We start from the raw sequence: 24272 nt of genomic DNA on the forward strand, positions 1-24272 counted from the left end.
ACCAATGTTGAGTGAACGTATTCCGCTGCATCTCCTGCCAACCTTTGTGATTGCCGCCCGGTTAGAAAATCTGCGCGCAACGGCCCAGCAGGTGCATCTTACCCATGGCGCCATTAGCCAGCAGATTCAACAGCTTGAGCAAGCGATCGGCTGCCCGTTGTTTGAACGCCAAGGCAGGGGGCTGCGTTTGAATGCTGCCGGCCGTGAATTGCTGGCGGTCGCCGAACCGGCGTTGCTGGCATTGCAACAGGGGATAGGGCGGGTCAGACGCCTTGCGCAAAGCCAGTCACTTCGTATCAGCGTGCTGCCTTCTTTTGCGCATTACTGGTTAATGCCGCGTCTACCGTCTTTTCATGCGGCTTATGCCGATATTGCATTGGATATCGATGCATCCTTGGCAGTGCAGGATCTGTCGCGAAAAGGGTTCGATGCGGCGATTCGGCTGGGTAATGGCCAATGGGCAGATATGCAAGCGCAGCGCATTGCCTCGGGCGAAGTGATACCGGTTGGCACTCCCGCTCTGGCGCATCAGTGGCAGATAGCTTTCGACAGTGGAGCGCAAGGTATGCCGCTGCTGGAGCATGACGTCACTCCGTGGCGCAGTTGGTTTGTCGCGCATCAGCAAATGGCAAGTGAGCGCCCGTTGGCGCTGTTCAATGATGCGGGGTTATTGATCCGTGCAGCTGAACAAGGCTTTGGTATCGCACTGGTAAAAAAACGGCTGGTGAGTGATGCGCTGGCAGAAGGCCGATTAGTGGCTCTGGCACCTGCGCAGCGTCTGGATCAGACGGACTTCTATTTGGTGTGGCCGCAGACCGCTGGCTTGACGCCAGCGGTTGAGGCCTTGTTGCACTGGTTGCAGCATCAGCTAGCCGGGCATTAGCGCCGTAGCCATTCCGGCTGTGAACTGCCCAAGGTGGTGGCGGGCAGTGCCCAGCGCAGCGCTGTGCCGTTCAGCCGCAGCGGAGCGATGAGGCGTTGCGCTGGGCCCCAGTGAGTGAGTTCAGTTTCAGGGTTTTCATCCGAGGTATCGACGGGCGCCAAAGGTTCCAGCGGGTGTGGCTGTGGGTAAGGATAATCGAGCAGCAGTTGCGCTGTCCGCGCCAGAGACAGCCGAGCACTATAGCCGGTGCCCTGTTGTAGACGTTGACGCATGCCGTGCAGTACCGCTGCGGCCATCAGGTAACCCGTTGCGTGATCCAGCGCCTGCACCGGCAGCGGGACAGGCGTGGCGGCAGGCTTCCAGATCATGCCTGATTCCGCCAGGCCACAACTCATTTGTACCAAGCTGTCGAACCCGCGTCTTCCACGCCATGGGCCCGTCCAGCCATAGGCGTTCAGACACACGTCAATCAACCCAGGCGACAGAGCACGCCGTTGTTCAGCGCCATAACCCAGTTTTTCCAGCGCCCCGGCGCGGTAGCCGTGTACGATGACGTCAGCGTTTTTCAGTAGATGCTCGAAGGTGTGGCGATCGTGGGCATTGGTCAGGTTCAGCCTCGCACAGCGCTTGCCGAGGATCACGTCATGTTCCACGCCGGGTTCATCCCACCCGTAAGGATCGATACGCAATACGTCTGCACCCAACCCGGCGAGAAAGCGGGTGGCAACGGGCCCGGCGATAATCCGTGTCAGGTCCAAAACCCGTACGCCGTGCAGTGGCCTGGCAGTAGGGAGGCCCCAGTTCGGCGGCGGGGCCTCCGCTTGTTGTGCTTGATGGATCAGTGGCTCCAGCGCAACGCTCTTGCCCTGTACGTGTTGCCGCCAGGCCTTAGCCGAACGCATTTCTGCCGCGCAGCCGCCTGCTTCGATGACGGCCTGTTCCAGGTCACCTTTTTTCCACGTAAGCACCTTTTGCGCCAGTGCATTTTTATCCTGATGTGGACCGAGCACGTGCTCTACCGCGCGGCGGTGATGCGGTGCATTGGTATGCAGACGGATCCAACCGTCGCAGGTGGCATAGTCACCGGCCAGAGCATCCCAGGCTGCGGGCAATGCCCACCCCAGCGGCCGTAATGTCCAGCCGAACCATAATGACGCCAACCGACGATCGACAAAGACGTGTGGTGTATCGGCCTGATTGTGTTGCCGCAGTTCAGCACAGGCTAACCCCGCGGCACTCCAGCAGGCAGTTGCCAGTTCGCTGACGGGGAATGCGCTGTTCAGTGCGCCTTTACCACTGACTGTCAACGGGCTCGCCGGGGGAGTGTGTCCCCCCAGATGTTGTCTGATCTCAGAGAGCAGCGTTTGCGTAAAGGTATCCATCATCAACTCCAGGTTGCTGGCCGGGACTGCGTCACACGTCGAACACCCCGTTCAATGTGAGAACGGGACAGTTCGTCATGTCTCGCGAGTGCCCCTGGCATTCAATTACGGGGTATAGTCCAGGATACGGCCGTCCGCCAGTTTGGCTCGCAGGCTTTGGGCGGCGATGCCGTTGAACGGCTGCTTGCCAAAGTTGGCGGTCAGCGTTGAGCCATCGCTGAAAGTGGTTTGCTGCACCCAACCCGCTTTATCCAACCAGCGGAAGTCGGTCAATGCCTTATCCCACAACGCTTGGTGCAGCGGACGGAAAGCGGCATCGGCTTGTTTGATTTGCGGCAAGCGCGTCTGCAGCGTCGCGCGGCTGAGATGGAACATCGGGGCCGTGTTGTACAGCTGGCTAAGCAGGCTACGCGTGGTTTTAACATCGCTGAATTTCAGATTGTCATAATTCCAGTGGTGGCTGCTGACCACCGCGTCGTGAAAAACGGCCTGGTACATTGGCAGGCGATAACGTGGATCGAACTCCACGGTGCGGTAGGGTTCTTTCACCTTGGCCGGGCTGAAGAAGAAGGCCGGTTGGGCATTGGGCCACCACGCACCGAGATAATAAGGAGAGGATTTGTCCTGGTTCATTTGCTTATCGCCCCAGCCAAAGCCCCAGGTTTCCATGCCGTGGGCAAACATAATGTGGCGTGCGGTTACCGCATTACCGTCTTCGGAACCGAGCGGCAACCGAAGGGTATTGCTGAACCAGGCAAGCCGCGCATTGCGGGCCTGCGCCATTTGTTCTGCGCCCGTGGGATGATTGGGCTGATAGTCGTCGGACACCATTCCGGTGCCGTCAACGTCCAGAAACAGGCTGTTCAGACCAGCCAGTTGCACCAGGTCACGCATGCGCTGTTGTGAGTAGGGCAGCACACAGCCTGGATTCAGGTAATAGCCCTGTTTGCCGAAACCGGGTTTTTTGCTTCCGTCAGCGCGCACGATGGCGCACTCTTCACGCAGTGCTGCCGGCAGCTGAGCTGTCAGCCAACTGTCGTTGACTCCGCGGGGAATGGCGGTGTCGTAAGAGTCATAACTGGCAATCAGGTACCCCGATTTTTTTGCGCTTTCGACCGCCTGCGGATGCAGGAATTCAGCAGTCCAGTTATCCGTCCCCAGCCACAGTCGAGGAAGGCCGGCCTGGTGCAGTGTGTCGATCAGCGGTTTCGCCAGCCCCTGGCCCCAACTGTCCGCCGGTGCGAGATAGGCCCCGAGCTGACGTTGCGCCAACGCCCTGACGTCAGCGGCTTGTTGGTATTGTGCTTGCAGGAACCCCGTTTCGTCTGGCGTAGCGTTTAGCGGTTTCAGCGCCAGCAGCGCTTGGTTTAGAGCATCAACCAAGGTTTGCTGTTGCCAGCCTTCCGGTGTTTTTCCTGCCAGTTCTCGCACGGTTTTCTGGCTATCGGCATCGATTTTTTTCCACAGCGTTTCCCCTGCTGGAGAGACCAGCCAGGACAAAATGCCCGGCCAGTTTTTCACGTCAGCCGGCGCCAACAGTTTGTCGCCCCATAAATAAATGTGTGTCGCGCCAATCAACTTTTCGCCTTCCGGCGCGGTGCGAATTTTATCGCGCAAGGTGCTGAACTGATCGCTTTGCTGCAAATACTCGCGGTAGCGATGCGCACCTGATAACAGGGTGTCTCCCACGTGCAGTAATACGTCAAAAGCTTGTTGTTGATTAAACCGATTGAACTGATGACTGGCGTGCATAGTGAGGGTGTCTTTCGTACTGGCGAAGGTGACCTGATTGCTGAAGGGGGTAAGCAATAGCCAACTATAAACCTTACCCTGCTGCTGTTGGCTCCACAGTGGCAGCTTAAGATCCCAGTTGGTATCCAGCGGTGTCATCTCTTTGACCAGATAATGTTGCCAAACGGGATTGTCCAACGGTATGCGGCTGCCTTCGCCAATGGGCAACAGCAAGGTGCTCGCCTGCGGTGGCAGGGTGAACCACGTCATTGTCTGTGCTCGGTTGCTGCTGAAGCTCAGCCGCAGATCGCTGCCGTCCAACCGGGCGCTGATGCTTATCGCGCTGTTTGGCCACTGCCAGCTTGCCTGTGTGGCGGTGCTTTGCAGATCAGCCACGGTTTGCACGGCCTGAGCCTGGTTGACCAGGGTTTTGTCTGCTGTGATCTTTAACGTGGCCGGATCGATATCGAACCGGACTGCCCCCTGCTCCAAAAGGAGTGCCTTAACGGGAAAAGCGGTAAGCAGGGCGAGGCTAATGGAAAGTCGAAGTATGCTCATCGAGCGGGATGTCCTTAGGGTTGATTGTCCTGTTAGGGGATGAGTTTATCGGTAATCACCGGCTTGCCCAATGCGAATCCGTTATAATTGTGTGACGCATCAAATATGCAGAATTATTGAGTTTAATTTTCGTTTAATAAATTCGTCTTTACATCATCACTCCGCGTCACTATACTCAGCCAAAATTTCAATGAGGAAACACAATTGGACAGTTTTAGTTGCAGTGATATAAACAAGGCAAGCTGACCAATCCTCTTTTGATTTGTTGCTTGCCGAAAACGGCGGGCAGCACCCCTCTCACGTTATTCCGAGCTGTGCAAACCCGAATCTTATAGTTGTTCCTGCTGCCTATTGGCATCGGGCGAATTGATTTGGACGTTATTATGGCAACTTTCAGCCACAGCCTTTTCCCTCCAGGCACTGATACGCTCAATCGCTGATTTAATATCGGCGCAATTTTGCGTGTGCTAAAAAGCACATGATTTTATCTCCTGCAGTTATTTAAGGGGAAAGTCATGGCTATGACTCCTTTTGTTTTAAATTTATTACTGGCGATGAGCCTGGGCGCGATTATTGGCGCTGAACGGCAATGGCGCCAGCGTATGGCTGGCCTGCGTACCAATGCGTTGGTCGCGACCGGTGCCGCCGTATTTATTCTTAGCTCCATGTCCACCGATCCGTCCAGTGCCGGGCGGGTTGCTGCACAGATTGTCTCGGGTATCGGTTTCCTGGGTGCGGGCGTGATCATGCGTGAAGGGCTGAATATCCGCGGCTTGAATACTGCTGCGACGCTGTGGTGTTCAGCGGCGATTGGTGTGCTGTGCGGCCTGGGGCAATATTGGAATGCCGTGTTGGCGACACTGGTGATCCTGTGCGCGAACATCTTATTACGTGAGGCAGCCCAGCGCATTAATCTGCAGCCTCAGCAGCAGGCGACCGATCTCGAGGTGTGCTACCGCATTCAGGTTACCTGCGGCGAGCAAGATGAAATATTGGTGCGCACCTTGATATTGCAGGCGCTGAATGGCGTGGCATTAAGGCTGCAATCATTGCGCAGTGCCGATATTTCCATTCCTGGCCAACTCGAGGTGTGTGCAGAAATAACGGCAAATCCTTCCGTGCAAAAAGAAATTGAAGGCATTGTCTGTCGAGTCAGTCTCGAGAAAAGTGTTAGCGCCGTGCGCTGGCGTATCGCGTCTGAATTACCTGTCTAATTATTGATAAATATTCACTGCATACAGTGATAAGGAGGCGTCATGGACGGTGACCCCGAAACGTTAATTGCTCAGCGTTTATGGCGCGGTAATAAACCGCGTTAATTACGCTAACTAAATAAATTCCACTCTGCGTTTATTCACCTGTTAATCGGGCGGGGTATTCCTGTGCGCAGAGTAAAATAAGAGAATAGCGTTATGACCTATATTAATGAAACAGCTCGCCGTCGCGATAAAATAAAGGCGCCTTACGCCATCGCACACGAGGCGAAAAACAGCGTTGAGCAGACGCTGGCTAATTTAAAATGCAACCGCAACGGCTTAACCCAGGATGATGCGGTTGAACGTCTCGAGCAGTTCGGTGTTAACCAGGTTGCTCACGAGAAAGCGCCGCACGCGTTGGTACAGCTCATCGCTGCGTTCAATAACCCATTTATCTTTGTACTGATGGTGCTGGCTGCGATCAGTTTCTTTACCGACTACTGGCTGCCTGCCCGGCGCGGTGAAGAAACCGATCTCACTGGCGTGATCATCATATTGGTGATGGTTTCACTTAGCGGACTGCTACGTTTTTGGCAGGAATATCGCACCAACAAGGCGGCGGAAACGTTGAAGTCGATGGTGCGTACCACCGCAACGGTATTGCGCCGCAGCAGTTACAGCGCGCAGCCATTGACGCTAGAACTCCCCATCCGTGAACTGGTACCGGGCGATATTATTACGCTTTCCGCCGGGGATATGATACCGGCTGATGTGCGCCTGTTGGCCTCGCGCGATCTGTTTATCAGCCAGGCGATCCTGACCGGGGAGGCAATCCCGATCGAGAAATACGATGCGATGGGCAACGTCAGCCAAAAATCGAGTGAGAATGACGTTTCCAGTGAGCATGCCTTGTTGGAACTGTCGAATATCTGCTTGATGGGCACTAACGTCGCCAGCGGCACGGCCACGGCGGTTGTGGTGGCGACGGGCGGCCGCACCTATTTTGGCTCACTGGCTAAATCGATTGTCGGTTCCCGTTCGCAAACGGCGTTTGACCGTGGTGTGAACAGCGTCAGTTGGTTGCTGATCCGCTTTATGCTGGTGATGGTACCGATTGTGCTGTTGATCAATGGTTTCACCAAAGGCGACTGGAGCGAAGCGGCGCTGTTTGCCCTGGCGGTGGCCGTTGGGCTGACGCCTGAGATGCTGCCGATGATCGTCAGTTCAAACCTGGCGAAAGGTGCCATTGCGATGTCACGGCGCAAAGTGGTGGTCAAACGCCTGAACGCCATTCAGAACTTTGGCGCGATGGATGTACTCTGCACCGACAAAACCGGCACGTTGACTCAGGACCGCATCATCCTCGAACATCATCTGGATGTGAGCGGGGCCAGAGACAATGAGGTGTTGCATCTGGCGTGGCTGAACAGCTTTCACCAGAGTGGAATGAAAAACCTGATGGATCAAGCGGTGATCCGTTTTGGCCGCGGCAAGCCGGGCATTGAGGCTCTGGGGCGTTTTAGCAAGGTTGACGAGCTGCCGTTTGACTTCGTGCGTCGCCGTTTGTCGATTGTAGTCGAGGATGAAAACCACCAACAGCGCCTGATTTGCAAAGGGGCAGTGGAAGAGATGCTCGAAATCGCTACCCATGTGCGTGAAGGGCAGCAGATTTTACCCTTGGATCAGGCACGACGTGACGCATTGCAGGCGCTTGCCGCTCAATATAACGAGGATGGGTTCCGCGTGCTGGTCTTGGCAACGCGGGAACTGGGTGAGCAGAAAAACGCCTTGCCGCTGAGCGTGGCCGATGAACGCGATATGGTTATCCAGGGGCTGTTAACCTTCCTCGATCCGCCAAAAGAAAGTGCGCAGGAAGCGATAGCTGCACTACAGGAAAACGGCGTGGCCGTGAAGGTACTGACCGGCGATAACCCGGTGATCACCTGCAAAATCTGTCGCGATGTCGGGCTGGAACCGGGTGAGCCGCTTTCCGGTCCGCAAATTGCCGAAATGGATGACGCGACCTTAGCGCGAGAGGTCGAGCAGCGTACTGTCTTTACCAGACTGACGCCGCTGCAGAAGTCGCGGGTGCTGAAGATGCTGCAGGCGAATGGCCACACCGTCGGCTTTCTTGGTGACGGCATTAATGATGCACCAGCATTGCGTGATGCCGACGTGGGCATTTCGGTAGATACCGGTACTGATATTGCCAAAGAGTCGGCGGACATCATTTTGCTGGAAAAAAACCTGATGGTGTTGGAAGAGGGGGTGATCAAGGGGCGTGAAACCTTCGGGAATATCATCAAGTACTTGAACATGACCGCCAGCTCCAACTTCGGCAACGTGTTTTCCGTGTTGGTGGCCAGCGCATTTATCCCGTTCCTGCCGATGCTGGCGATCCATCTGTTAATCCAGAACCTGATGTACGATATTTCTCAATTGTCTCTGCCGTGGGACAAGATGGACAAAGAGTTCCTGCGTAAACCACGCAAGTGGGATGCTAAAAACATTGGCCGCTTTATGCTGTGGATTGGACCAACGTCGTCAATATTTGACATCACCACTTATGCATTGATGTGGTTTGTCTTCGCTGCCAACAGTGTTGAACACCAGGCGCTGTTCCAGTCCGGCTGGTTTATTGAAGGGTTGTTATCACAAACGCTGGTGGTGCATATGCTGCGTACCCAGAAGATACCCTTTATTCAAAGCACCGCAGCATTGCCCGTTCTGTTGACCACGATTTTGGTGATGGCGCTGGGTATCTATCTGCCATTCTCACCACTGGGTGCATTGGTCGGGTTGCAGCCACTCCCTTGGGAATACTTCCCGTGGTTGGCGGGGACCTTGATCAGCTACTGTGTGGTGGCGCAGATGATGAAGCGTTTCTATATTCGCCGCTTTGGTGAGTGGTTGTAATTCCTCAGGGGCGTTTCTGTCGCGGCGATGTTTTTCGCCGCGATGCATTCGGGCGCAAAACATTGCGCCCCTACAACAACTTTTTCACCAGCAGGCCAAGCATAATGGTCAGCGTAAAGGAAAACAGCGTACCGAGTAGCACATACTCAGTGCGCATTTTGTCATCACTCTGCCGCAAATCGCCAAAGCGAAAAATGGATTTGGCCGCTAACAAAAAGCCGATTGCCGGAATCTGCCCAATCAAAACAAAAGTCAGGATCAGCGTTCTTTCCAGATAACCGATTTGTTTGCCCGCACGTAACAGGGAGTCATTATCGGCTTTGGCAGAAGGCGGCATTTGTGGTGTCCAGTGCGCCAGCAATTGGCCAATCAAAATACCCAGTGGCATATAAATTAAGAGATACGCCAATACAACCAGGCCAGACTGCCAACTGATGAGGGTCGCGCCGAGCGCGGTGAACAAACTGGAGGCGTTGGGGGTCAAGAACAGCCACAGCAAAACAATCACTGCCAGATGCAGACATTGGTCGAGGAGAAACCCACCTGCCTGGCTGAGAGGCGTCAACAGCGTGACTTTTAGCAAATCAATGAGCCAGTGACTGATGGCGATAACCAATAACGTGGTGAGGATCTGGAGGGAGGACAGCCCACCGTGCAGCAGCGCAAACCCGGCCACGACCCAAGCGGCAAGGACACCGTGCAGTAAGGCGTGTAGCAGCAGGAATCGGGAACGCCCGCGATGAACAATTTTATCCTCAACCCAACTTCGTGGTTGCAGCGAAAAGTCTGCAAGCACGTGGGCGATCAGCAACCAGGTCAGCAAAGGTACGTAACTCAAATCCATATTCAGGTGATCCTGTTAATCGCGTGAATAAACCGCATGATTTCCTCGTAGGCCGCGCGTTTAAGCGTTGCGGAGACCGTCGAGGCGGCCTTTTGCAGCTTTTCTGCCACTTCCTGATTGGTTGTAGCCAATATACGCGCCCGGACTATCCGCGCTTCGGTCTGGGAAAGGCGGCTAACCACATGATCTAGCATTGGTAACAGATCGCTGACAATGGCATTTGTTTGGTCATTATCATTTTTCAGAGCTAACCGGCAATTTTTCGTCAGGCCATCCAGCGCCTGGCCCGAATTCACAAAAGCGCTGCCATAGCCGGCGTTTTTTGCCTCCCCCGCGCCCAGACCCACGGCGATGCGAGCGTCCCAGTGTCGGGTATCCATTGCTTTGAGTGCGATGCGGATATAAACCGCCAGCAGTAAACCGGATTGCGGTTCCGCCACGGCTTGAAATGCATCCCCGCGGAAAACCTCAAACGTTTGAATAAGCTTAGCCTGTTGCAGCTGGGTCAGCAGGGCATGTAACTCGGTTATGTAGTGAGTGGTATCTAACTGCCGGGAGTTGACCAGATCGCCAGTGATCACGCTGATTTGTGCGGGCATGTTATTGGCTCGTAAGCGGTAGGGTGTCACTAAACTTCGCACCTAAATACGAATATGTCAATAATTCGTACTTAGATGCGAATTTTTAGGGTATTCGCATCTAGATGCGAAATTTACTGGATAACGACATACGTTCATAGAGCCACGTAGTCAGGGGTTTTTTCATTCGTGCCAGATAAATACCCAGTATGATCAGGCTAATGGCAAGGAGTTGTACACTGGCTGAACCCTCGTTGTCGCGCAGACGATCTATTACCACCCCCGTCAGCATTTGACCGCTGATAATCAGTAATGCAGCGCGAAGGGTCCCCAGACGGGGTAGCACGTAGCTGTTCAATGCGACAAACAACGCCCCAATGACCCCGCCCAGATAAGCTCCCCAAGGCGCCTGACCGAAGGGGCTGGCAGTGAATCCGCCGATGACTGCCAGCAGCAGGCTGAGGAACACAAAGCCGACAATGTGATTGCAGAGTGAGGCGTGGAAAGCTCCACGACTTAGCGACAGACGGCCATTAATTGCACGGCTGATGCTGATGCAAATGCCGTTAAAGAGCGCGAGGAGTACCAAGGTTAGCATGACAATTATCTCAGGAAGATGAGGAGGGCGCAGCCGGAAAGGATCAGCAGCGTGGCAATAACGTCGTTGACGCTGAGACGGCGTTTAATTACGCCAAACCAGCCGCAGCTGTCGGACACCATGCCAAATAAAACCTGGCCGGTAAGCATGAGCGCAAGGCTGCCGGAAAGTGCCAGAGGGCTATTGACGGTAATGGCAGCTAACACCACTGTCAGGGCACCGGGAATCCCCCCCAGATAGGCCCAATGGGGAACACTGGCAGGCGGCAATGAGGATGCCGACCTCGGGGTACGCCAGCGCAACAGGAGCAAGAGCAACCAGGCCGTGATCGCCCCAACGCCGTGCGCGACCCATGAAGCAAATAGTGGGGAGTTAAAGCTGGCCAACAGGCTATTGATGCCTATCATCAGCGCCAATAATGCGCCAGCGGCTAGCGCTAGCAGAGGGTTGGAGAAACGCTCGCGTATCATCGTGTCAGATCCTATTTTGGGCTGACAGATAGGCTATATTGTTTTTGTTTTCGGCATAATCCATTAAAATGGAAACTCATTGTTGAGTAAAAGTTGACGAAGAATGCAAGATAACTTTGCGGCGATCCCGGTATTTGTGGCAGTAGTAGAATGCGAGAGTTTTTCAGCGGCTGCCCGGAGGCTGGGTATCACCAAATCAGCGGTAAGCAAGCGAATCGCCCAGTTGGAAAACTCGCTTGGCGTACAATTGCTACAACGCACTACGCGTAGCCTGAGCCTTACTGAAGCGGGAGAGCAGTATTTTGGCTATGCCCGTAATGCCTGTGCCGTGGCACGCGAGGGAGAGGATGCGGTCACCCGGTTACAAGGGCAACCGCAGGGTTGCTTGCGGATCAGTGTGCCTATGGTTTTTGGCCGTTTGCATGTTGCGCCGCTGATCCCCCGTTTTCTGGCGGCTTGCCCGGACGTGGAGATCACTATGATGATGGATGATCAGGTGGTTGATCTGGTCGATGGGGGTTTTGATCTGGCTATTCGCATTGGCCAACTGGCTGATTCGAGCTTGATTGCCCGGCGTATTGCTCCTTGTCACAGCCTATTATGTGCCGCCCCTGCTTATCTGGCCTGCTACGGCACACCGACAGATCTGGAGCAGCTGTCACGGCATAATTGCCTGTTTTACAGCTATTTCCGGGGTGGCAGCGAATGGCAATTTGAGGGGCCAACGGGAAGGGTGCGCTTTCAACCACGCGGTAATTACCAGGTAAATAACAGTGAAGCTTTGCGCGAGGCGTTACTCGCCGGCATGGGGATTTGTCAGATGCCGACCTTTATCGTCGGGGATGATATTGCTCAGGGGCGGCTGATTGAGCTAATGCCTGCTTATCGGCTACCAGCACATGCCATCTATGCCGTATATCCACAGCGTAAATACCTGCCAGCCAAAGTATCTGCTTTTGTCGACTTCTTACTTGCACAACTGGGCGGAGATCAGCCCTATTGGGATGTTCCACGGCAGTGATAACCCATTCACTGCTCAGCCGGGAATACGCGGGCCTGATGGCTCGCCACCGGCGTGGAGCGGGTTGTTAGGGTTACGGCCTGGCATTCAGAAGCTTTTTACCAGCACTTCACGCGGCTGCTCACTGCCGTGCTTCAGCAGATAATCAAATGATTTTTCGCTGGTCTTCAGTTGCTGCAGGAATTCCTGCGGCGATAAGTCGTGTTTTTTGCCGCTCATATACGCCAGCGCCAGTTCTTTTGCCTGATAACGAGAGAAGTTGTACATCGTGCCTCCGTTGAGAATGAAGTGTTTTCGTTACAGGCTGATTGTAGGGGAATAGCACATAATGAACAGTCGCTTTGGCGTATAGAATCGATAGCCAAAACTTAACCTGGCTTTGTAGACGGTGGGATTCTTTGGCCTGGAACCGCAAGGTGTGGCGGTCAGCGTGGTGACCGCCATTGGTCGCACATTAATACTATGGCATTTACTGGGCCGCGTTTTCGGTGGTGTTGCGGTCGGCCAAATCTTCTAACAAGGTCGCCGAGGGGACAAAGAACAGGCTGCCGGTAACCGCGTGGCTGAAATCGAGCAGGCGATCATAGTTGCCAGCCGGGCGGCCAACGAACATGTTTTCCAACATTTGTTCGATGGGCTGAGGGGAACGTGTGTAACCAATAAAGTAAGTGCCAAACTCGCCCATGCCGGGTTTACCGAAGGGCATATTGTCACGCAATATTTTGACTTCATCGCCATTTTCATCCACCAGCGTCGTCAACGAACTGTGCGATGACGAGGGTTTGACGTCCTCGTCCAGTTCTATATTGGATTGCTTGTGACGACCAATAATGTTCTCTTGCGTTTCAACGGTCAGTGAATTCCAGCCTTTCATATCATGCAGATACTTTTGCACCAACACGTAACTGCCGCCGCAAAACGCGGCGTCTTCATTGCCAATCACCGTGTAGTCGAAAGCGTCATGACCCTCAGGGTTTTCGGTGCCATCGACAAAGCCAATCATCGCCCGTTGATCGAAGTAGCGGAATCCGTGTACTTCTTCAATGACTGTCACGGCACCACCGAGTTTGTTCATCAGCTGTGTTGCGAGCTCAAAGCACAGATCCATCTCATCGGCACGGATATGCAACAGAATATCGCCGGGTGTGGAGACGGCAATACGGTCACCGGAGCCTATTGCGCGAAAAGGATGAAGTTGTGACGGACGAGGCTGACCGAATAGCCTGTCCCAGGCCGTGGAACCAAAACCGCAGACGCAGGTTAAGTTTCCTGCCGGAGATCTTTTGCCGACGGAACGGATCACGCCGCTGATATCGGCGCACCAGCCACGCACTGTCGCGAGGTGTGCAGGTTCGGTCGACAGCGTGGCGACCAGGAAGATCGCATGGCGTGTAACAGGGCTGAAAACAGCCTGAGGTTGTTGCGTATGGGTAGTCATAGCATCCGGTGCATAAAAAAGTCGGAACTTAAAACTAATCTATTTTCGCGCCAACGCCAACCGATTAACCGCAGTTTGTCAGTGGGCATCTGTGGTGGCGCAATGAGGCCATTGGTGCAAGAGGGGCTTCTGAACCACGTCCGGTGTTTACCGGTTATTTGCCGCGATGTGTAAATCCGAGCGGTATAACCGCCCGGGTGGGGTTTCAACGTGCGATATCGAAAGGATCGTCAATGGATTTTGCCGGCGTTGTAAACCAGCGCGCCCCGTCCTCAGTGACGTAAAAATGGTCCTCAAGGCGAATTCCGAACTCGCCTGGCAGGCATAACATGGGTTCGATACTGGCGCACATGCCGACATCGAGCGGCTGCGTCTGTTTACGGATCAGATAGGGGGCCTCATGAATGTCCAGCCCAATACCGTGCCCGGTACGGTGTGGCAAGCCCGGCAACTGATAATCTGGCCCGAAGCCATGAGAGACCAGCACGTCGCGCGCGGCATCGTCCACTTTATGGCAGGGCACGCCCGGTGCAATAACCGCAAATGCCGCGGCCTGGGCTTCATGTTCGGCCTGCCAGGCGAAACGTTGTCGTGCGCTGGCGTCACCGTACACATAGGTGCGTGTAATGTCAGACAGATAATCCTTGTAGCGGCAACCGGTATCCAGCAGTACGACATCGTTGTGTTGTAATGGCTTTGGCTCTTTCACACCGTGCGGGAATGCACTGTCCGAGCCAAATAGCGCAATACAAAAGTAAGACCCTGATGTGCCCATTTTGCGATGGGCTTTGTCCACGAAATCGACCAGCTCTCTGGCGGTGATACCCGGACGCAATATACTTGCCGCGGCCTGCTGGACACGCAACGTAATGTTATTGGCCGTCTGCATCAGTGCGATTTCCGTTGCTGATTTACGGCTACGGCAGTGCCCGGTGACAGGCTGTGCGCTGATCAACGTCATGTCGCCCGCATGCTGCTGCAAACCGAGGAACAACGTCACTGGCGCCGTTTCGCAAATGGCTATTTTGTGCCCGCGCCCGGTACCCGCCAACCCACGAGAGGCCAGAAGGGTGAAGAACAGCCGATAGGGATCTTCCTCTTCATGCCAGCTGAATATCTCGGCCTCAATAACCTGCGCGTCTTTGAACGTGCCTATTTCAAACCAGGGCACAATATAGGCGATATCCCCTTCGGCCGGGATCACTGCGCCGACCATGCGTTCACTGGGCGACCAATGGGTACCGGTAAAATAGAGCAAATTGCTGCCAGCATTGATGTAGCAGGCGTCGATACCGTTTTGACGCATCAGGTGCTGTGCTTGCTGAATGCGCTGTCGATACTCACTGGCGGCAATGTCAGGCGGATTATCCGTTAACGGTTGCAGCTGTTCCAGGGCGTCTTGAGGCGTGCAACCGCCAATGCCTGTAGCCATGCGTTTCTCCTTGCGAAATGTGAAATATCTGGGGGCAATGTTCCGGCGCTAAACCTTCATCATAAGTAAAGCGCAGCGCGAATACTTGGTTCAAATAGATAAGAAAACTGTCGAATACAGCACAGTTTTCCCCGGGAGGCCGATATGCCTCAACGTTGTCCAACAGATTTTGTTGTAAACGGCGTTATAAGCTAACCAGAAATTATATTTCCGCATGAATGTTGAGTTAACTCATTGTATTTTAAATTGAATGCATAATTGCATTCATATGATGCAAAAACGCTCTTGATAATATTGATTAGCGTTGCTAATTCTTAATGCCCATCCTATTAAATGTTCTTCTTTGATTGTTATAATTTTACACGATGGTGTGTTAGTAATTACTAATCACAACGATGTTGATATTAAAAATACTACGTTGCCTGTGCTGTAGGCAATGTGGGGGTGTTTTGGGTTTTATTATACGCCAGCGGCTATGTGAAAACGTATCAATTAAAGACTGGCCGCATTGTGCACATCTTCTTATAAGCGGATGGATATATCTCAATAGATATATTTATTTGCCTGGGTATGCGTGATTTTATTAACGAGAGTCCTTTATGGAAACAAATGACATTGAGTCTAAATTCAGTTTTGCTTCCTATACCCGATTACTGTCCGGGCCTGGGCATGCTACGCTTTCATTATTTGGGCTACTCGTTCGCTTTCCTGTGGCGATGCGGTCTATTAGCTGCATCATGTTAATATCTGCAACCACTAACTCACTGTGGATGGCGGGTACCGTTGCTGGGGCGTTAATGATTACACAGGCCTTGGCCAGTCCTGTGCTGGGTCGATTTGCTGACCGAATGAGTCAGCGAAAGGTACTTATTACCACCAGCTGCTGTCATGTCATGGCAATAACGCTGCTTATCGTCTTGGTGTTATTTAATGCACATTTATGGGCGATTATGGCTGCGGCTATTGCTATTGGTTGTTCATCGGTACCGGTTGACGGTTTTATTCGGACGCGCTGGGCGTCAATGGTTACCGATGAGGCACTGCGAACGGCGTATGCATTAGAGACGGTTCTCGATGAGATTATTTTCTTATTGGGGCCGTTAATCGCCATTGTTTTAGCCACTGTATTGCACCCTGCCGCAGGTTTGGTGTTGTGCGCCATGCTCACGTTCAGTGGTTCTATGGCTCTGGTGCTGCATCGACGTTCGGAGCCCGTGATTGTGCAGCGGGCCGATAAAGATACCCGCAAAGCCATTAGCATGGCATGGGTTCGTCGGCTGATGATCTCCTATGCCGCAGTGGGCATCTTTCTCGGTGCTATCGACGTCATGATGATCGCCTTTGCAAAAGAGGCGGGCAATCCGACTCTGGCTGGCGTGCTATTGTCGCTTTGTGCGGCGGGCAGCCTGGTTGGCGGTATCTGTTATGGTGCGATGAACTGGTCTGTACCGCAGCCACGGTTGCTGCTGATCACGTCCGCAACGCTGTGTGCGGGGACGCTGCCTCTGGTGTTCACCAATGCCCCCATCATTATGGGGATCTCTGCATTTGTTGCAGGTATATCGGTGGCTCCCTTATTAATCACCTGCAGTAACCTATTGGAATCCTTAACCCCGAAAGGCTGCCTGTCCGAGGGGTTTTCCTGGTTGTCCAGCGCCGGATGGTTGGGGTTTTCCTTAGGGGTATCGCTAGGCGGGCAGCTTTCCGATCAGGCAGGCGCCGCTCACGTTGCCTGGATCGCCGTTGCTGCCGGTGTACTCGCCTTGTTAGCCAGTCTGTTCAGCCAGTCATTACTCAGTGAGAAGTCAACGCCAAGCCCAGTTTAACGGGCTATCTCAATATTATTACGAGACAGGAAAACGGCAATCGTGAACCAGTTAACAACGGGTATTCCCGTTCCCCGTATTACCTTTAATGAATTCGTTGCTATGGGTGTTGAGGCTATATTTAGAGCCGATGTTCCGGTGATTATCACGGATTTACCGCTGGATGTCAGCCATAGCGCAAATGACCTTATTGCACAGCGGTTAGGTGATGATAATGTCACCTTATTCCGGGAGGCCAGCAATAAGGAAAATACCGAGCGTTGGAAAACCATGAAAATACAGCTGCGTGGTTTTTTGGGGAATGAGGAATATCAGAAAGACCATAATACGTGGTATCGCGTGGTTTCCAATATTATGCACCGACCGGAAGATATTAATGCCATCCTCGGATTCGACGCATTTTCGTTGTTGGCTTCTCGGCGCGGTTTGAATGCGGCTAATTTGTGGATCAGTTATCATGGCGTTTTCACACAGAGCCACTTTGATGAGCTGGAGAATTTCAATATTTCTCTACAGGGAAGAAAAAGATTCGTTCTTTTTCCGCCTGGTCGCCGCGATTATTACCCGCGCTCAATTCTCAAGGGGTTTGGCGATAAGTCCCAGGTTTTTGACTTCAATAATATTGACCCTCAACGTTTTCCCCGTTTGGCGGCGAAAAGCTCACAAAAGCGTGATTTCATTTTAGAACCCGGCGAGATGCTTTATTTGCCGCTGGGATGGTGGCACCAGGCCGAATCGTTAGACGATCTAAACATCAACGTGAATTTTTGGCTGTGGGATCTAAAAATCCTGCGCCGGCCCTATGTCTTGTATTCCGCACTCTACACCGCCGCCTATCGCAAGTTCAAAGGCATCTACAACTATCAACCCGAACCTACCAAGAAGGAAGGTACTCGATGACCAGCCGTAAGAGAATTGTCCCAACTAACCAGTTTCGCAACAATGACAAAGCTATCGGTATTGGTAACCCTTTCTGGGATATGTCAGAGAACAATGGGCTCGCGGGGATCATCGCCGGGCTCGACAATGACCTTCTGTCGACCCAAAGTGGCCATCAGTTTATTAACTTTAGCTGTTGTTCTTACCTGAATCTGGACTCCCACCCGAAGGTCATCGAGGGGGCTATCGATGCTATTCGTCGTTATGGCGTGCTGGATCACTGTATCGCGCGTAGCCGAGTCCAGCTTCCTGTCTTGAAGGCGTTGGAAGAATCCCTGGGTGAGTTGTTCAAAGCCGATGTTCTCAGCGGTGTTTCAGCGAGCAGCATCAGCGGTGGTTTACTCCCTTTGATTGCGTCAGGGCATTTGGGTAACGGTGTGCGGCCTTTAATGATCTTCGATAAGCATGCTCATGTGTCGTTAGCGGCGGCTAAACCTGCCTGTGCCGATGAAACCGAGGTTGTCACCTGCAATTACCATGATCTCGACTTTATCAAAGACTGCTGCAAGAAATACGAACGGGTCTGCTACGTGGTTGACGGCAGCGATAGCCTGGGGGGATATGCGCCGGTCAAAGCGCTGGCCGAGCTGCAAGATAAATATGGCCTGATGGTGTTTTACGATGATTCCCACTCTATCTCGGCCTATGGTGAGCGCGGGATTGGCTATGTTCGTTCGCACAGCCCGGCGCTGAATGAGAACACCATTATGGTGGTCACGCTCAACAAAGCTTTTGGCACCAGCGGTGCGGCCATACTGCTCAACGGTTATTCCCAGAAGATGCTACGCCTGGTTGAACGTTTTGGCGGTGGGCTCAACTATTCACAAAATCTCAATACGGCAGCGATCGGTGCCAGCCTGGCCTCGGCAGACATTCACCGAACGGCTGAATTACCGATGTTGCAGAAGAAACTGTACGACAACATTGCGCTTTTCGACTCACTGATACCGACAGAGCAAAGCGGTAATACTTACCCGATCCGTTTGGTGCCGATGAGTGATGAGACGGTGATCAGCGAAGGGCGTCGCGTAATAGAGGCCGGTTTTTACGTCTCCCCGGTATTTTTCCCTATTGTCGCTAAAGGCACCGCGGGTTTGCGGGTCATGATGCGTGCCGGGCAAACAGAAGATCAAATTCGCCGTTTGTGCAAGATTCTGGCTGATGTGAGGGCACCTCAATGACGGATACCGCACGCGCTATTCCCCGCAGCATTCTGTACACGCCGGCCTTATCACTTAACCGTGTCGTTAAGGCGCTGTCTTATGATGCCGATGTTCATTTGATCGATTTGGAGGATTCCGTTCCCGGCCCAGCCAAAGCCGAAGGACGGGTGATCTGCCGTACCGCCCTCGATAATGCCCCCGCATCTGCAAATATTGCCGTGCGCATCAACGCACTGGGTACGATTGATGCGTTGCATGACATGGTCATGCTTTGCAGCGGCAGCACGACACCGGGTTTTATCGTCATGTCCATGGTCAGGTCGCCTGCCGAAGTCATTTTTCTACGTGAGACGTTCGCTTCCGCGGGCAAGTACCCAGAAATTTATCTGACCATAGAGACCGTAGAAGCCATTACCGATCTTGATAACGTGGCCTCGGTGGCTGACGGATTGATTTTTGGTTCAGCAGATTTGGCCGCCACCCTTGGCGTTCAGATTACCTGGTCCGGGATGTTGGCGGCTCGCCAGGCGATGGTGTTGGCGAGCGCCAGACATGGCATTGGTTGTATTGATACCGCCAATTATCGTCTTTCTGAACCCCAGGTATTGGCTCAGGAAATTCAAAGCGCCAAAGATCTGGGTTTCCACGGCAAAGCCACCGTGCATCCCAGCGAACTTGAGTTGATCAATACTGCGCTGCGGCCTAATGAAGAAGCGTTATTGATCGCACGTCGTATCACCGATGCCGTCCAGGCAGCCGAAGGGGGAATTGCCCTGCTGGATGGACACATGGTGGGGCCACCTTTTGCCCGTATGGCCCGGACAACGCTGGGATTAGGCAAGGCGTGGGCTGCGCGTTTCGACAGGAGCAACCCATGACGCTTTCCGTTGCCGTTATCGGGACCGGCGCCATCGGCATGGATCTGGTCAATAAGATTCACCGTTCACCCTTGCTTACTTGCCAACTGCTCGCAGGGCGTAACAAGGATTCAGCCGGTCTTGACATTGCGGCCCGCTTGGGCTGCCCGACCAGCGCTGGCGGCATTGACGCCATTTTGGCAGCGCCAAAACCCTTCGATGTGGTGTTCGACGCGACTAACGCGATGTCACATGTAAAACATTGGGAACTGTTACGCCCGCTAGGCACGTTATTGATCGACTTAACACCCAGCCATGTAGGGAAAATGATCGTACCGACAGTGACGGGAACTGACGCACTGACCGATCGCAATGTCAGCTTAATCAGCTGTGGTGGGCAGGCATCGATACCTATCTTGCATGCGCTGAGCCAGCACTTCGTCATGAACGATATTGAAGTGGTTGCGACGGTTGCCAGTGACATTCTCGGGCGAGCAACCCGAATCAACATCGATGAATATGTGGAAACAACGCAGATTGCACTCAGCGCCTTCACCGGCGTGGCAAACACCAAGGCAATCCTCAACATCAGCCCAGCGGCACCGCCTGCCATGTTCAGAGTCACGATTTTTGCCGATATCCCGGGCGCGACAACGGAACAGATCACGCCTGTCGTCACCGCTGCGGCTGCGGCGGTGCGTGAATTCTCCGTGGGCTATACGTTGACAGCGTGTAAGGTCACCGAAGGGCGCGTGTCGATTTCTCTGGAGGTGGTCGCCAGTAGCTGTGTGATGCCCGAATACGCAGGGAATCTGGATCTGATCAATTCAGCCGCCATTTTGGTTGCAGAACAGTACGCCGCTTATCGAAACAAAACGGAGGGTGCAAATGACTATCCTAATTAACGATTCAACCCTGCGCGATGGACAACATGCGGTCAAGCACCAACTCACGGCGGATCAGCTGCGAGACTACGCGACCGCGGTCAATAAAACGGGTGTTTCGATTGTCGAGGTTGGCCACGGTAATGGGCTTGGCGCTTCTTCCTATCAGGTGGGGCGTGCCGCATTGAGTGATGATGCGATGCTGGCTATCGTGCGTGAGTCATTGACGAACACCAGGATGGGGGTGTTTATGCTGCCCGGTTGGGGAACCATCGCTGACTTGTCAAAAGCCCTTACCCTTGGCACAGACGTGGTCCGCATCGGCACCCATTGTACGGAAGCGACTCTTGCCGAACGCCATGTGGGATGGTTGCGTGAGCAAGGGGCGGAGGCACACGCAGTGTTGATGATGAGTCACATGGCAACGCCTGAGGAACTGGCTGCGCAGGCCGAGCAGTTAGTGAGGTACGGCGCTCAGGCTGTCGGCATCATGGATTCGGCTGGCAGTCTTTTGCCACAGGATGTGACTGCGCGCATCACGGCGATGCGAATGCAGGTCGATGTGCCGCTGATTTTCCACGGGCACAACAATTTGGGGATGGCGGTGGCTAACTCGGTGGCTGCTGCACAAGCTGGCGCCACCCTTATTGATGGTTGCGCACGGGGATTCGGCGCTGGAGCGGGGAATACCCAACTTGAAGTTTTGGTGCCGGTGTTAGAGCGTCTGGCGTTTAAAACAGGCATAGATCTTTATCGCTTCCTTGATGCTGCCGAACTGGCTGCCCGCGAGTTAATGGTGACCCCGCCGATGATCGACTCCCTGGGCATCGTCAGCGGCCTGGCGGGCGTGTTCTCGGGGTTCAAAAACCCGGTCATCAACCATGCAGGTAGCGCAGGGGTCGATCCGCGAGATGTTTTCTTCGAACTGGGGAAACGCCAAGCCGTTGCCGGACAAGAAGACCTTATCGTTGAGGTGGTGGCCGAATTGAAGCGGGTGGCCATGTGACGATGCAAATCATCAACGAAGACGACATGTCTGGAAATACCCCACTTCGGCATGTGATGGCCAACCTGAGCGAGGTCTTCCAGGATTTACGCGGCGGGAAAGCGCAATCGCCGTCGCGAACGTTATTGAACCATGGCCCCTCCGAAATGTTAATCAGCCCCGCGGGCTGGATTAAACGCGGTGTTGCCAGTGTCAAGATAACCACGCTGACGCCCGGCAATTCCATGCAGGGGCTTCCGCTCATTCACGGCGTGGTGGTGCTGACGGACATCAATACCGGTCAGATGCTGGCGTTACTCGACGGCGCCGCCTTAACCGCCGTGAGAACCAGCGCGGTTGCAGGTTTGGCAACCCAGTTGTGTGCGCCTGCGCGGGCCGCTGATCTGGCCATTTTGGGGGCAGGTGTGCAGGCTCGGGCAACCCTGCTGGCGATGCTTGCCGTGCGTCCGATTACCCGAGTGCGGATTTATTCCCGCACAAAGGCCAGAACCGAGGCGTTCGCACAGTGGGCCAGAACGGTAACGACGGCGGAGGTTGTCATCTGTCAGACCTTGTTCGACACAGTGCAGGGCGCCGAGATTATCTGCACGACCACGTCCACGTCTTCTTGCGAGCCGTTGATTGCCGCCGATTGGGTCGCGCCAGGCGCTCATCTGAATATTATCGGTGGTACCCACGAAGAGGCGATGGAAGTGGATCCCGCGTTGCTGAAAACGGCGTTGGTGGTGGTGGAAACCGCCTCTGCCGCGCAGGAGGACGCGGGGGAAGTGCGCACAGCGCTCACGCAAAGGTATATCCAACCGGAGCAGCTTCATGAACTTGGCGCGCTGATTCTTGGCGAGGTTGCGGCTAATAAAGGGCAGACCACGCTATTTCGCAGTGTGGGGCTGGCTATTGAAGACACGGCGGCGGCGATCGCGCTTTACGAATCCAGGGAGAAAACGGCATGTTAAAACGAATTGGCGACAATGAATATGTGGAAGAACAGGGTGGCGATTACGAGGATTTCGATCCTGGCATGACGATCAAACATTGGCCTGGCCGTACTCTCAGCGAGGCTGATAACACCTGGTTGACCCTACTGACGATGAACCAGCACCCCTTGCATTTCGATCAGGTTTACAGCGCCCAGGCCGAATATGGCCGCGTTCTGGTGAACAGCAGCATTACGTTGGCTCTGGTCAGCGGTATGACGGTACAGGCATTGTCTGCCCGGGCAGTCGCCAACCTCGGGTGGGATAAAGTACGGTTAAAAGATCCGCTTTTTGTCGGCGACACACTCTATGCAACCAGCAAAATCCTGGCGAAACGTCCCTCAAAGTCTCAGCCCAATAACGGCATCATCACGGTGGAAACGCGGGGGATCAAATCCACAGGTGAAACGGTGATCACCTTCGAAAGGTCTTTCATGGTACGGCGTCGGGAGGCTATTCAACCGTCACCGGGACGGGACTAAAAAAGGATTTTCATGTGCATGATTCACTGATGAAACCCCGCCGATAAGCCGTGCGGGGGCAATTTGCTCAGCGGATAAACAGAAAGCCCTCGCAGGGATGAAAGCCGTCTCCCCAAGGTTAAAAACTGCGAGGCAACTCTCGTTTATAGTCATTCGGAGCGAGGGGGGATGTACTATTGTTTTCTGGTTGCAGCACGCTACACACCGCTTCCGGTCGTGGGCGCAGCGGAGAGAACAGATGAACAAACGGGAATTAGAAAGCGCGATTGTCACCGACTTTTCCAAACGCATGAGTTACGGCGACTACCTGTGCCTGGACCAACTGCTGGACTGTCAGCACCCGCTGTCCAACCCGCAGCATCATGATGAGATGCTCTTTGTGGTGCAGCACCAGACCTCTGAACTGTGGATGAAATTGATGCTGCACGAGCTGCAAGCGGCACGAACTTTGGTGCAACAGGACAAGCTCAGCCATTGCTTCAAGATCCTGGCGCGGGTTAAGCAGATCCAGCGTCTGTTGTTTGAGCAGTGGGCGGTGTTGGAAACCCTGACGCCGTCGGAATACGTTGAGTTCCGCGATGTGCTGGGCAACTCTTCCGGTTTCCAGTCTCACCAATACCGGTCCATCGAGTTTTTACTGGGCAATAAGAATGCGGCAATGCTGGCAGTGTTCAGTAACGACGCGGAAAAACACGCTGCGCTGAAGGCGATCCTCGAGGCGCCAAGCCTGTACGATGAATATTTGCTCTATCTGTCACGTCATGGCCTGCCTATTCCGCAAGCGTGTATCGAACGTGACTGGACACAACCTTATCAACGCAATCCAAATCTGCTGCCTGCGTTTAAAGAGATCTATGACAATCCGCAAAAGTATTGGGAAGCCTATGAAATGGCGGAGAAGCTGGTAGATATAGAAGAAAGCTTCCACCTGTGGCGTTTCCGACATATGAAGACGGTGGAACGTATCATCGGTTTCAAAATGGGCACCGGCGGCTCAAGCGGCGTCAGCTTCCTGAAAAAGGCGTTGGAATTGACTTTCTTCCCTGAGTTACTGGATGTGCGCACCGAAATTGGCGCGTAGGTTGAGCTCAACA

General features: G+C 53.9%; 22 protein-coding genes. 13 read left to right on the top strand and 9 right to left on the bottom strand.

The features are described from left to right. Positions 1 to 4: 4 nt before the first annotated feature. Positions 5 to 883, top strand: a complete 879-nt coding sequence (locus AC2FC2_RS19460) for a LysR substrate-binding domain-containing protein (RefSeq protein ID WP_490659745.1) — start codon at positions 5 to 7, stop codon at positions 881 to 883. On the opposite strand, the gene AC2FC2_RS19465 is transcribed toward AC2FC2_RS19460, so the two are convergent. Beyond that, positions 880 to 2265, bottom strand: coding sequence for a CoA transferase (locus AC2FC2_RS19465; RefSeq protein ID WP_490659746.1), 1386 nt, complete (start codon positions 2263 to 2265; stop codon positions 880 to 882). The genes AC2FC2_RS19460 and AC2FC2_RS19465 overlap by 4 nt on opposite strands. Positions 2266 to 2370: 105 nt before the next feature. After that, positions 2371 to 4554 carry a glycoside hydrolase gene (locus AC2FC2_RS19470; RefSeq protein WP_490659747.1) on the bottom strand — a complete coding sequence of 728 codons (2184 nt, stop codon included), beginning with the start codon at positions 4552 to 4554 and terminating at the stop codon, positions 2371 to 2373. A 515-nt stretch (positions 4555 to 5069) separates the two neighbouring features. Here AC2FC2_RS19470 and AC2FC2_RS19475 point away from each other — a divergent pair. Both AC2FC2_RS19475 and mgtA read left to right on the top strand, forming a co-directional pair. Further along, positions 5070 to 5768 carry an MgtC family protein gene (locus AC2FC2_RS19475; protein ID WP_037417310.1) on the top strand — a complete coding sequence of 233 codons (699 nt, stop codon included), beginning with the start codon at positions 5070 to 5072 and terminating at the stop codon, positions 5766 to 5768. Positions 5769 to 5966: 198 nt separating this feature from the next. Then, entirely contained in the window at positions 5967 to 8666 is a 2700-nt protein-coding gene (gene mgtA, locus AC2FC2_RS19480; RefSeq protein WP_490659748.1) for a magnesium-translocating P-type ATPase, read from the top strand. Between the two features lie 70 nt (positions 8667 to 8736). Here the strand turns inward: mgtA and AC2FC2_RS19485 are convergent, their stop codons facing one another. The 4 genes from AC2FC2_RS19485 to AC2FC2_RS19500 all read right to left on the bottom strand — a co-directional run bounded on the left by AC2FC2_RS19485 (position 8737) and on the right by AC2FC2_RS19500 (position 11156). Next, a complete protein-coding gene (locus AC2FC2_RS19485; RefSeq protein ID WP_209635658.1) occupies positions 8737 to 9510 on the bottom strand; it encodes a DUF3307 domain-containing protein in 774 nt (257 codons plus the stop codon). A gap of 2 nt (positions 9511 to 9512) precedes the next feature. Then, on the bottom strand, positions 9513 to 10109 hold the full coding sequence (locus AC2FC2_RS19490; RefSeq protein WP_209635656.1) for a SatD family protein: 597 nt from the start codon (positions 10107 to 10109) through the stop codon (positions 9513 to 9515). 100 nt (positions 10110 to 10209) lie between these two features. Further along, a complete protein-coding gene (locus AC2FC2_RS19495; protein WP_265553945.1) occupies positions 10210 to 10686 on the bottom strand; it encodes a DMT family transporter in 477 nt (158 codons plus the stop codon). Positions 10687 to 10691: 5 nt separating this feature from the next. After that, entirely contained in the window at positions 10692 to 11156 is a 465-nt protein-coding gene (locus tag AC2FC2_RS19500; RefSeq protein ID WP_265553943.1) for a DMT family transporter, read from the bottom strand. A gap of 103 nt (positions 11157 to 11259) precedes the next feature. Between AC2FC2_RS19500 and AC2FC2_RS19505 the strand changes: the two genes are divergently transcribed. After that, positions 11260 to 12177, top strand: a complete 918-nt coding sequence (locus AC2FC2_RS19505; protein WP_404759344.1) for a LysR family transcriptional regulator — start codon at positions 11260 to 11262, stop codon at positions 12175 to 12177. A gap of 87 nt (positions 12178 to 12264) precedes the next feature. Here AC2FC2_RS19505 and AC2FC2_RS19510 read toward each other — a convergent pair whose 3' ends face one another. The 3 genes from AC2FC2_RS19510 to AC2FC2_RS19520 all read right to left on the bottom strand — a co-directional run bounded on the left by AC2FC2_RS19510 (position 12265) and on the right by AC2FC2_RS19520 (position 15047). Beyond that, positions 12265 to 12444 carry a hypothetical protein gene (locus AC2FC2_RS19510; RefSeq protein ID WP_209635647.1) on the bottom strand — a complete coding sequence of 60 codons (180 nt, stop codon included), beginning with the start codon at positions 12442 to 12444 and terminating at the stop codon, positions 12265 to 12267. Between the two features lie 202 nt (positions 12445 to 12646). After that, positions 12647 to 13615, bottom strand: a complete 969-nt coding sequence (locus AC2FC2_RS19515; RefSeq protein ID WP_490659749.1) for a Dyp-type peroxidase — start codon at positions 13613 to 13615, stop codon at positions 12647 to 12649. Positions 13616 to 13820: 205 nt separating this feature from the next. Then, complete coding sequence (locus tag AC2FC2_RS19520) at positions 13821 to 15047, bottom strand: M24 family metallopeptidase (protein ID WP_209635636.1); 1227 nt, start codon at positions 15045 to 15047, stop codon at positions 13821 to 13823. 737 nt (positions 15048 to 15784) lie between these two features. Here AC2FC2_RS19520 and AC2FC2_RS19525 point away from each other — a divergent pair. The 9 genes from AC2FC2_RS19525 (at position 15785) to kynA (ending at position 24259) form a co-directional block, all read left to right on the top strand. Continuing rightward, positions 15785 to 16873, top strand: coding sequence for an MFS transporter (locus tag AC2FC2_RS19525; RefSeq protein ID WP_490659750.1), 1089 nt, complete (start codon positions 15785 to 15787; stop codon positions 16871 to 16873). A 42-nt stretch (positions 16874 to 16915) separates the two neighbouring features. Beyond that, on the top strand, positions 16916 to 17773 hold the full coding sequence (locus AC2FC2_RS19530; protein ID WP_265553928.1) for a cupin-like domain-containing protein: 858 nt from the start codon (positions 16916 to 16918) through the stop codon (positions 17771 to 17773). Then, on the top strand, positions 17770 to 18993 hold the full coding sequence (locus AC2FC2_RS19535; protein WP_209635631.1) for an 8-amino-7-oxononanoate synthase family protein: 1224 nt from the start codon (positions 17770 to 17772) through the stop codon (positions 18991 to 18993). Before AC2FC2_RS19530 ends, AC2FC2_RS19535 begins: the two co-directional genes overlap by 4 nt. Beyond that, positions 18990 to 19853 (top strand): HpcH/HpaI aldolase/citrate lyase family protein, encoded by an 864-nt coding sequence (locus AC2FC2_RS19540; RefSeq protein WP_209635629.1) that lies wholly within the window; start codon positions 18990 to 18992, stop codon positions 19851 to 19853. Before AC2FC2_RS19535 ends, AC2FC2_RS19540 begins: the two co-directional genes overlap by 4 nt. Further along, positions 19850 to 20737 (top strand): acetylating acetaldehyde dehydrogenase, encoded by an 888-nt coding sequence (locus AC2FC2_RS19545; RefSeq protein ID WP_490659751.1) that lies wholly within the window; start codon positions 19850 to 19852, stop codon positions 20735 to 20737. The genes AC2FC2_RS19540 and AC2FC2_RS19545 overlap by 4 nt, the downstream gene beginning before the upstream one ends. Then, positions 20721 to 21722: a 4-hydroxy-2-oxovalerate aldolase gene (gene dmpG, locus AC2FC2_RS19550; protein ID WP_490659752.1), complete on the top strand. Its 1002-nt coding sequence runs from the start codon at positions 20721 to 20723 to the stop codon at positions 21720 to 21722. The genes AC2FC2_RS19545 and dmpG overlap by 17 nt, the downstream gene beginning before the upstream one ends. 2 nt (positions 21723 to 21724) lie before the next feature. After that, positions 21725 to 22675: an ornithine cyclodeaminase family protein gene (locus AC2FC2_RS19555; RefSeq protein WP_404760267.1), complete on the top strand. Its 951-nt coding sequence runs from the start codon at positions 21725 to 21727 to the stop codon at positions 22673 to 22675. After that, entirely contained in the window at positions 22669 to 23178 is a 510-nt protein-coding gene (locus tag AC2FC2_RS19560; protein ID WP_209635621.1) for a MaoC family dehydratase, read from the top strand. The genes AC2FC2_RS19555 and AC2FC2_RS19560 overlap by 7 nt, the downstream gene beginning before the upstream one ends. 238 nt (positions 23179 to 23416) lie before the next feature. Then, positions 23417 to 24259: a tryptophan 2,3-dioxygenase gene (kynA, locus tag AC2FC2_RS19565; RefSeq protein WP_209635619.1), complete on the top strand. Its 843-nt coding sequence runs from the start codon at positions 23417 to 23419 to the stop codon at positions 24257 to 24259. Positions 24260 to 24272 lie beyond the last annotated feature (13 nt).

It is taken from the genome of Serratia sp. CoH_122_TC_1 (assembly GCF_058191755.1).

Coding starts and splice junctions, on each gene's coding strand:
- AC2FC2_RS19560 (WP_209635621.1), top strand. CDS start 22,669: ATGTTAAAACGAATTGGCGACAATGAATATGTGGAAGAACAGGGTGGC.
- AC2FC2_RS19475 (WP_037417310.1), top strand. CDS start 5,070: ATGGCTATGACTCCTTTTGTTTTAAATTTATTACTGGCGATGAGCCTG.
- AC2FC2_RS19470 (WP_490659747.1), bottom strand. CDS start 4,554: ATGAGCATACTTCGACTTTCCATTAGCCTCGCCCTGCTTACCGCTTTT.
- AC2FC2_RS19505 (WP_404759344.1), top strand. CDS start 11,260: ATGCAAGATAACTTTGCGGCGATCCCGGTATTTGTGGCAGTAGTAGAA.
- AC2FC2_RS19465 (WP_490659746.1), bottom strand. CDS start 2,265: ATGGATACCTTTACGCAAACGCTGCTCTCTGAGATCAGACAACATCTG.
- AC2FC2_RS19545 (WP_490659751.1), top strand. CDS start 19,850: ATGACGCTTTCCGTTGCCGTTATCGGGACCGGCGCCATCGGCATGGAT.
- AC2FC2_RS19510 (WP_209635647.1), bottom strand. CDS start 12,444: ATGTACAACTTCTCTCGTTATCAGGCAAAAGAACTGGCGCTGGCGTAT.
- AC2FC2_RS19490 (WP_209635656.1), bottom strand. CDS start 10,109: ATGCCCGCACAAATCAGCGTGATCACTGGCGATCTGGTCAACTCCCGG.
- AC2FC2_RS19515 (WP_490659749.1), bottom strand. CDS start 13,615: ATGACTACCCATACGCAACAACCTCAGGCTGTTTTCAGCCCTGTTACA.
- AC2FC2_RS19500 (WP_265553943.1), bottom strand. CDS start 11,156: ATGATACGCGAGCGTTTCTCCAACCCTCTGCTAGCGCTAGCCGCTGGC.
- kynA (WP_209635619.1), top strand. CDS start 23,417: ATGAACAAACGGGAATTAGAAAGCGCGATTGTCACCGACTTTTCCAAA.
- AC2FC2_RS19540 (WP_209635629.1), top strand. CDS start 18,990: ATGACGGATACCGCACGCGCTATTCCCCGCAGCATTCTGTACACGCCG.
- AC2FC2_RS19485 (WP_209635658.1), bottom strand. CDS start 9,510: ATGGATTTGAGTTACGTACCTTTGCTGACCTGGTTGCTGATCGCCCAC.
- AC2FC2_RS19520 (WP_209635636.1), bottom strand. CDS start 15,047: ATGGCTACAGGCATTGGCGGTTGCACGCCTCAAGACGCCCTGGAACAG.
- AC2FC2_RS19460 (WP_490659745.1), top strand. CDS start 5: ATGTTGAGTGAACGTATTCCGCTGCATCTCCTGCCAACCTTTGTGATT.
- AC2FC2_RS19535 (WP_209635631.1), top strand. CDS start 17,770: ATGACCAGCCGTAAGAGAATTGTCCCAACTAACCAGTTTCGCAACAAT.
- AC2FC2_RS19495 (WP_265553945.1), bottom strand. CDS start 10,686: ATGCTAACCTTGGTACTCCTCGCGCTCTTTAACGGCATTTGCATCAGC.
- mgtA (WP_490659748.1), top strand. CDS start 5,967: ATGACCTATATTAATGAAACAGCTCGCCGTCGCGATAAAATAAAGGCG.
- dmpG (WP_490659752.1), top strand. CDS start 20,721: ATGACTATCCTAATTAACGATTCAACCCTGCGCGATGGACAACATGCG.
- AC2FC2_RS19525 (WP_490659750.1), top strand. CDS start 15,785: ATGTTAATATCTGCAACCACTAACTCACTGTGGATGGCGGGTACCGTT.
- AC2FC2_RS19555 (WP_404760267.1), top strand. CDS start 21,725: ATGCAAATCATCAACGAAGACGACATGTCTGGAAATACCCCACTTCGG.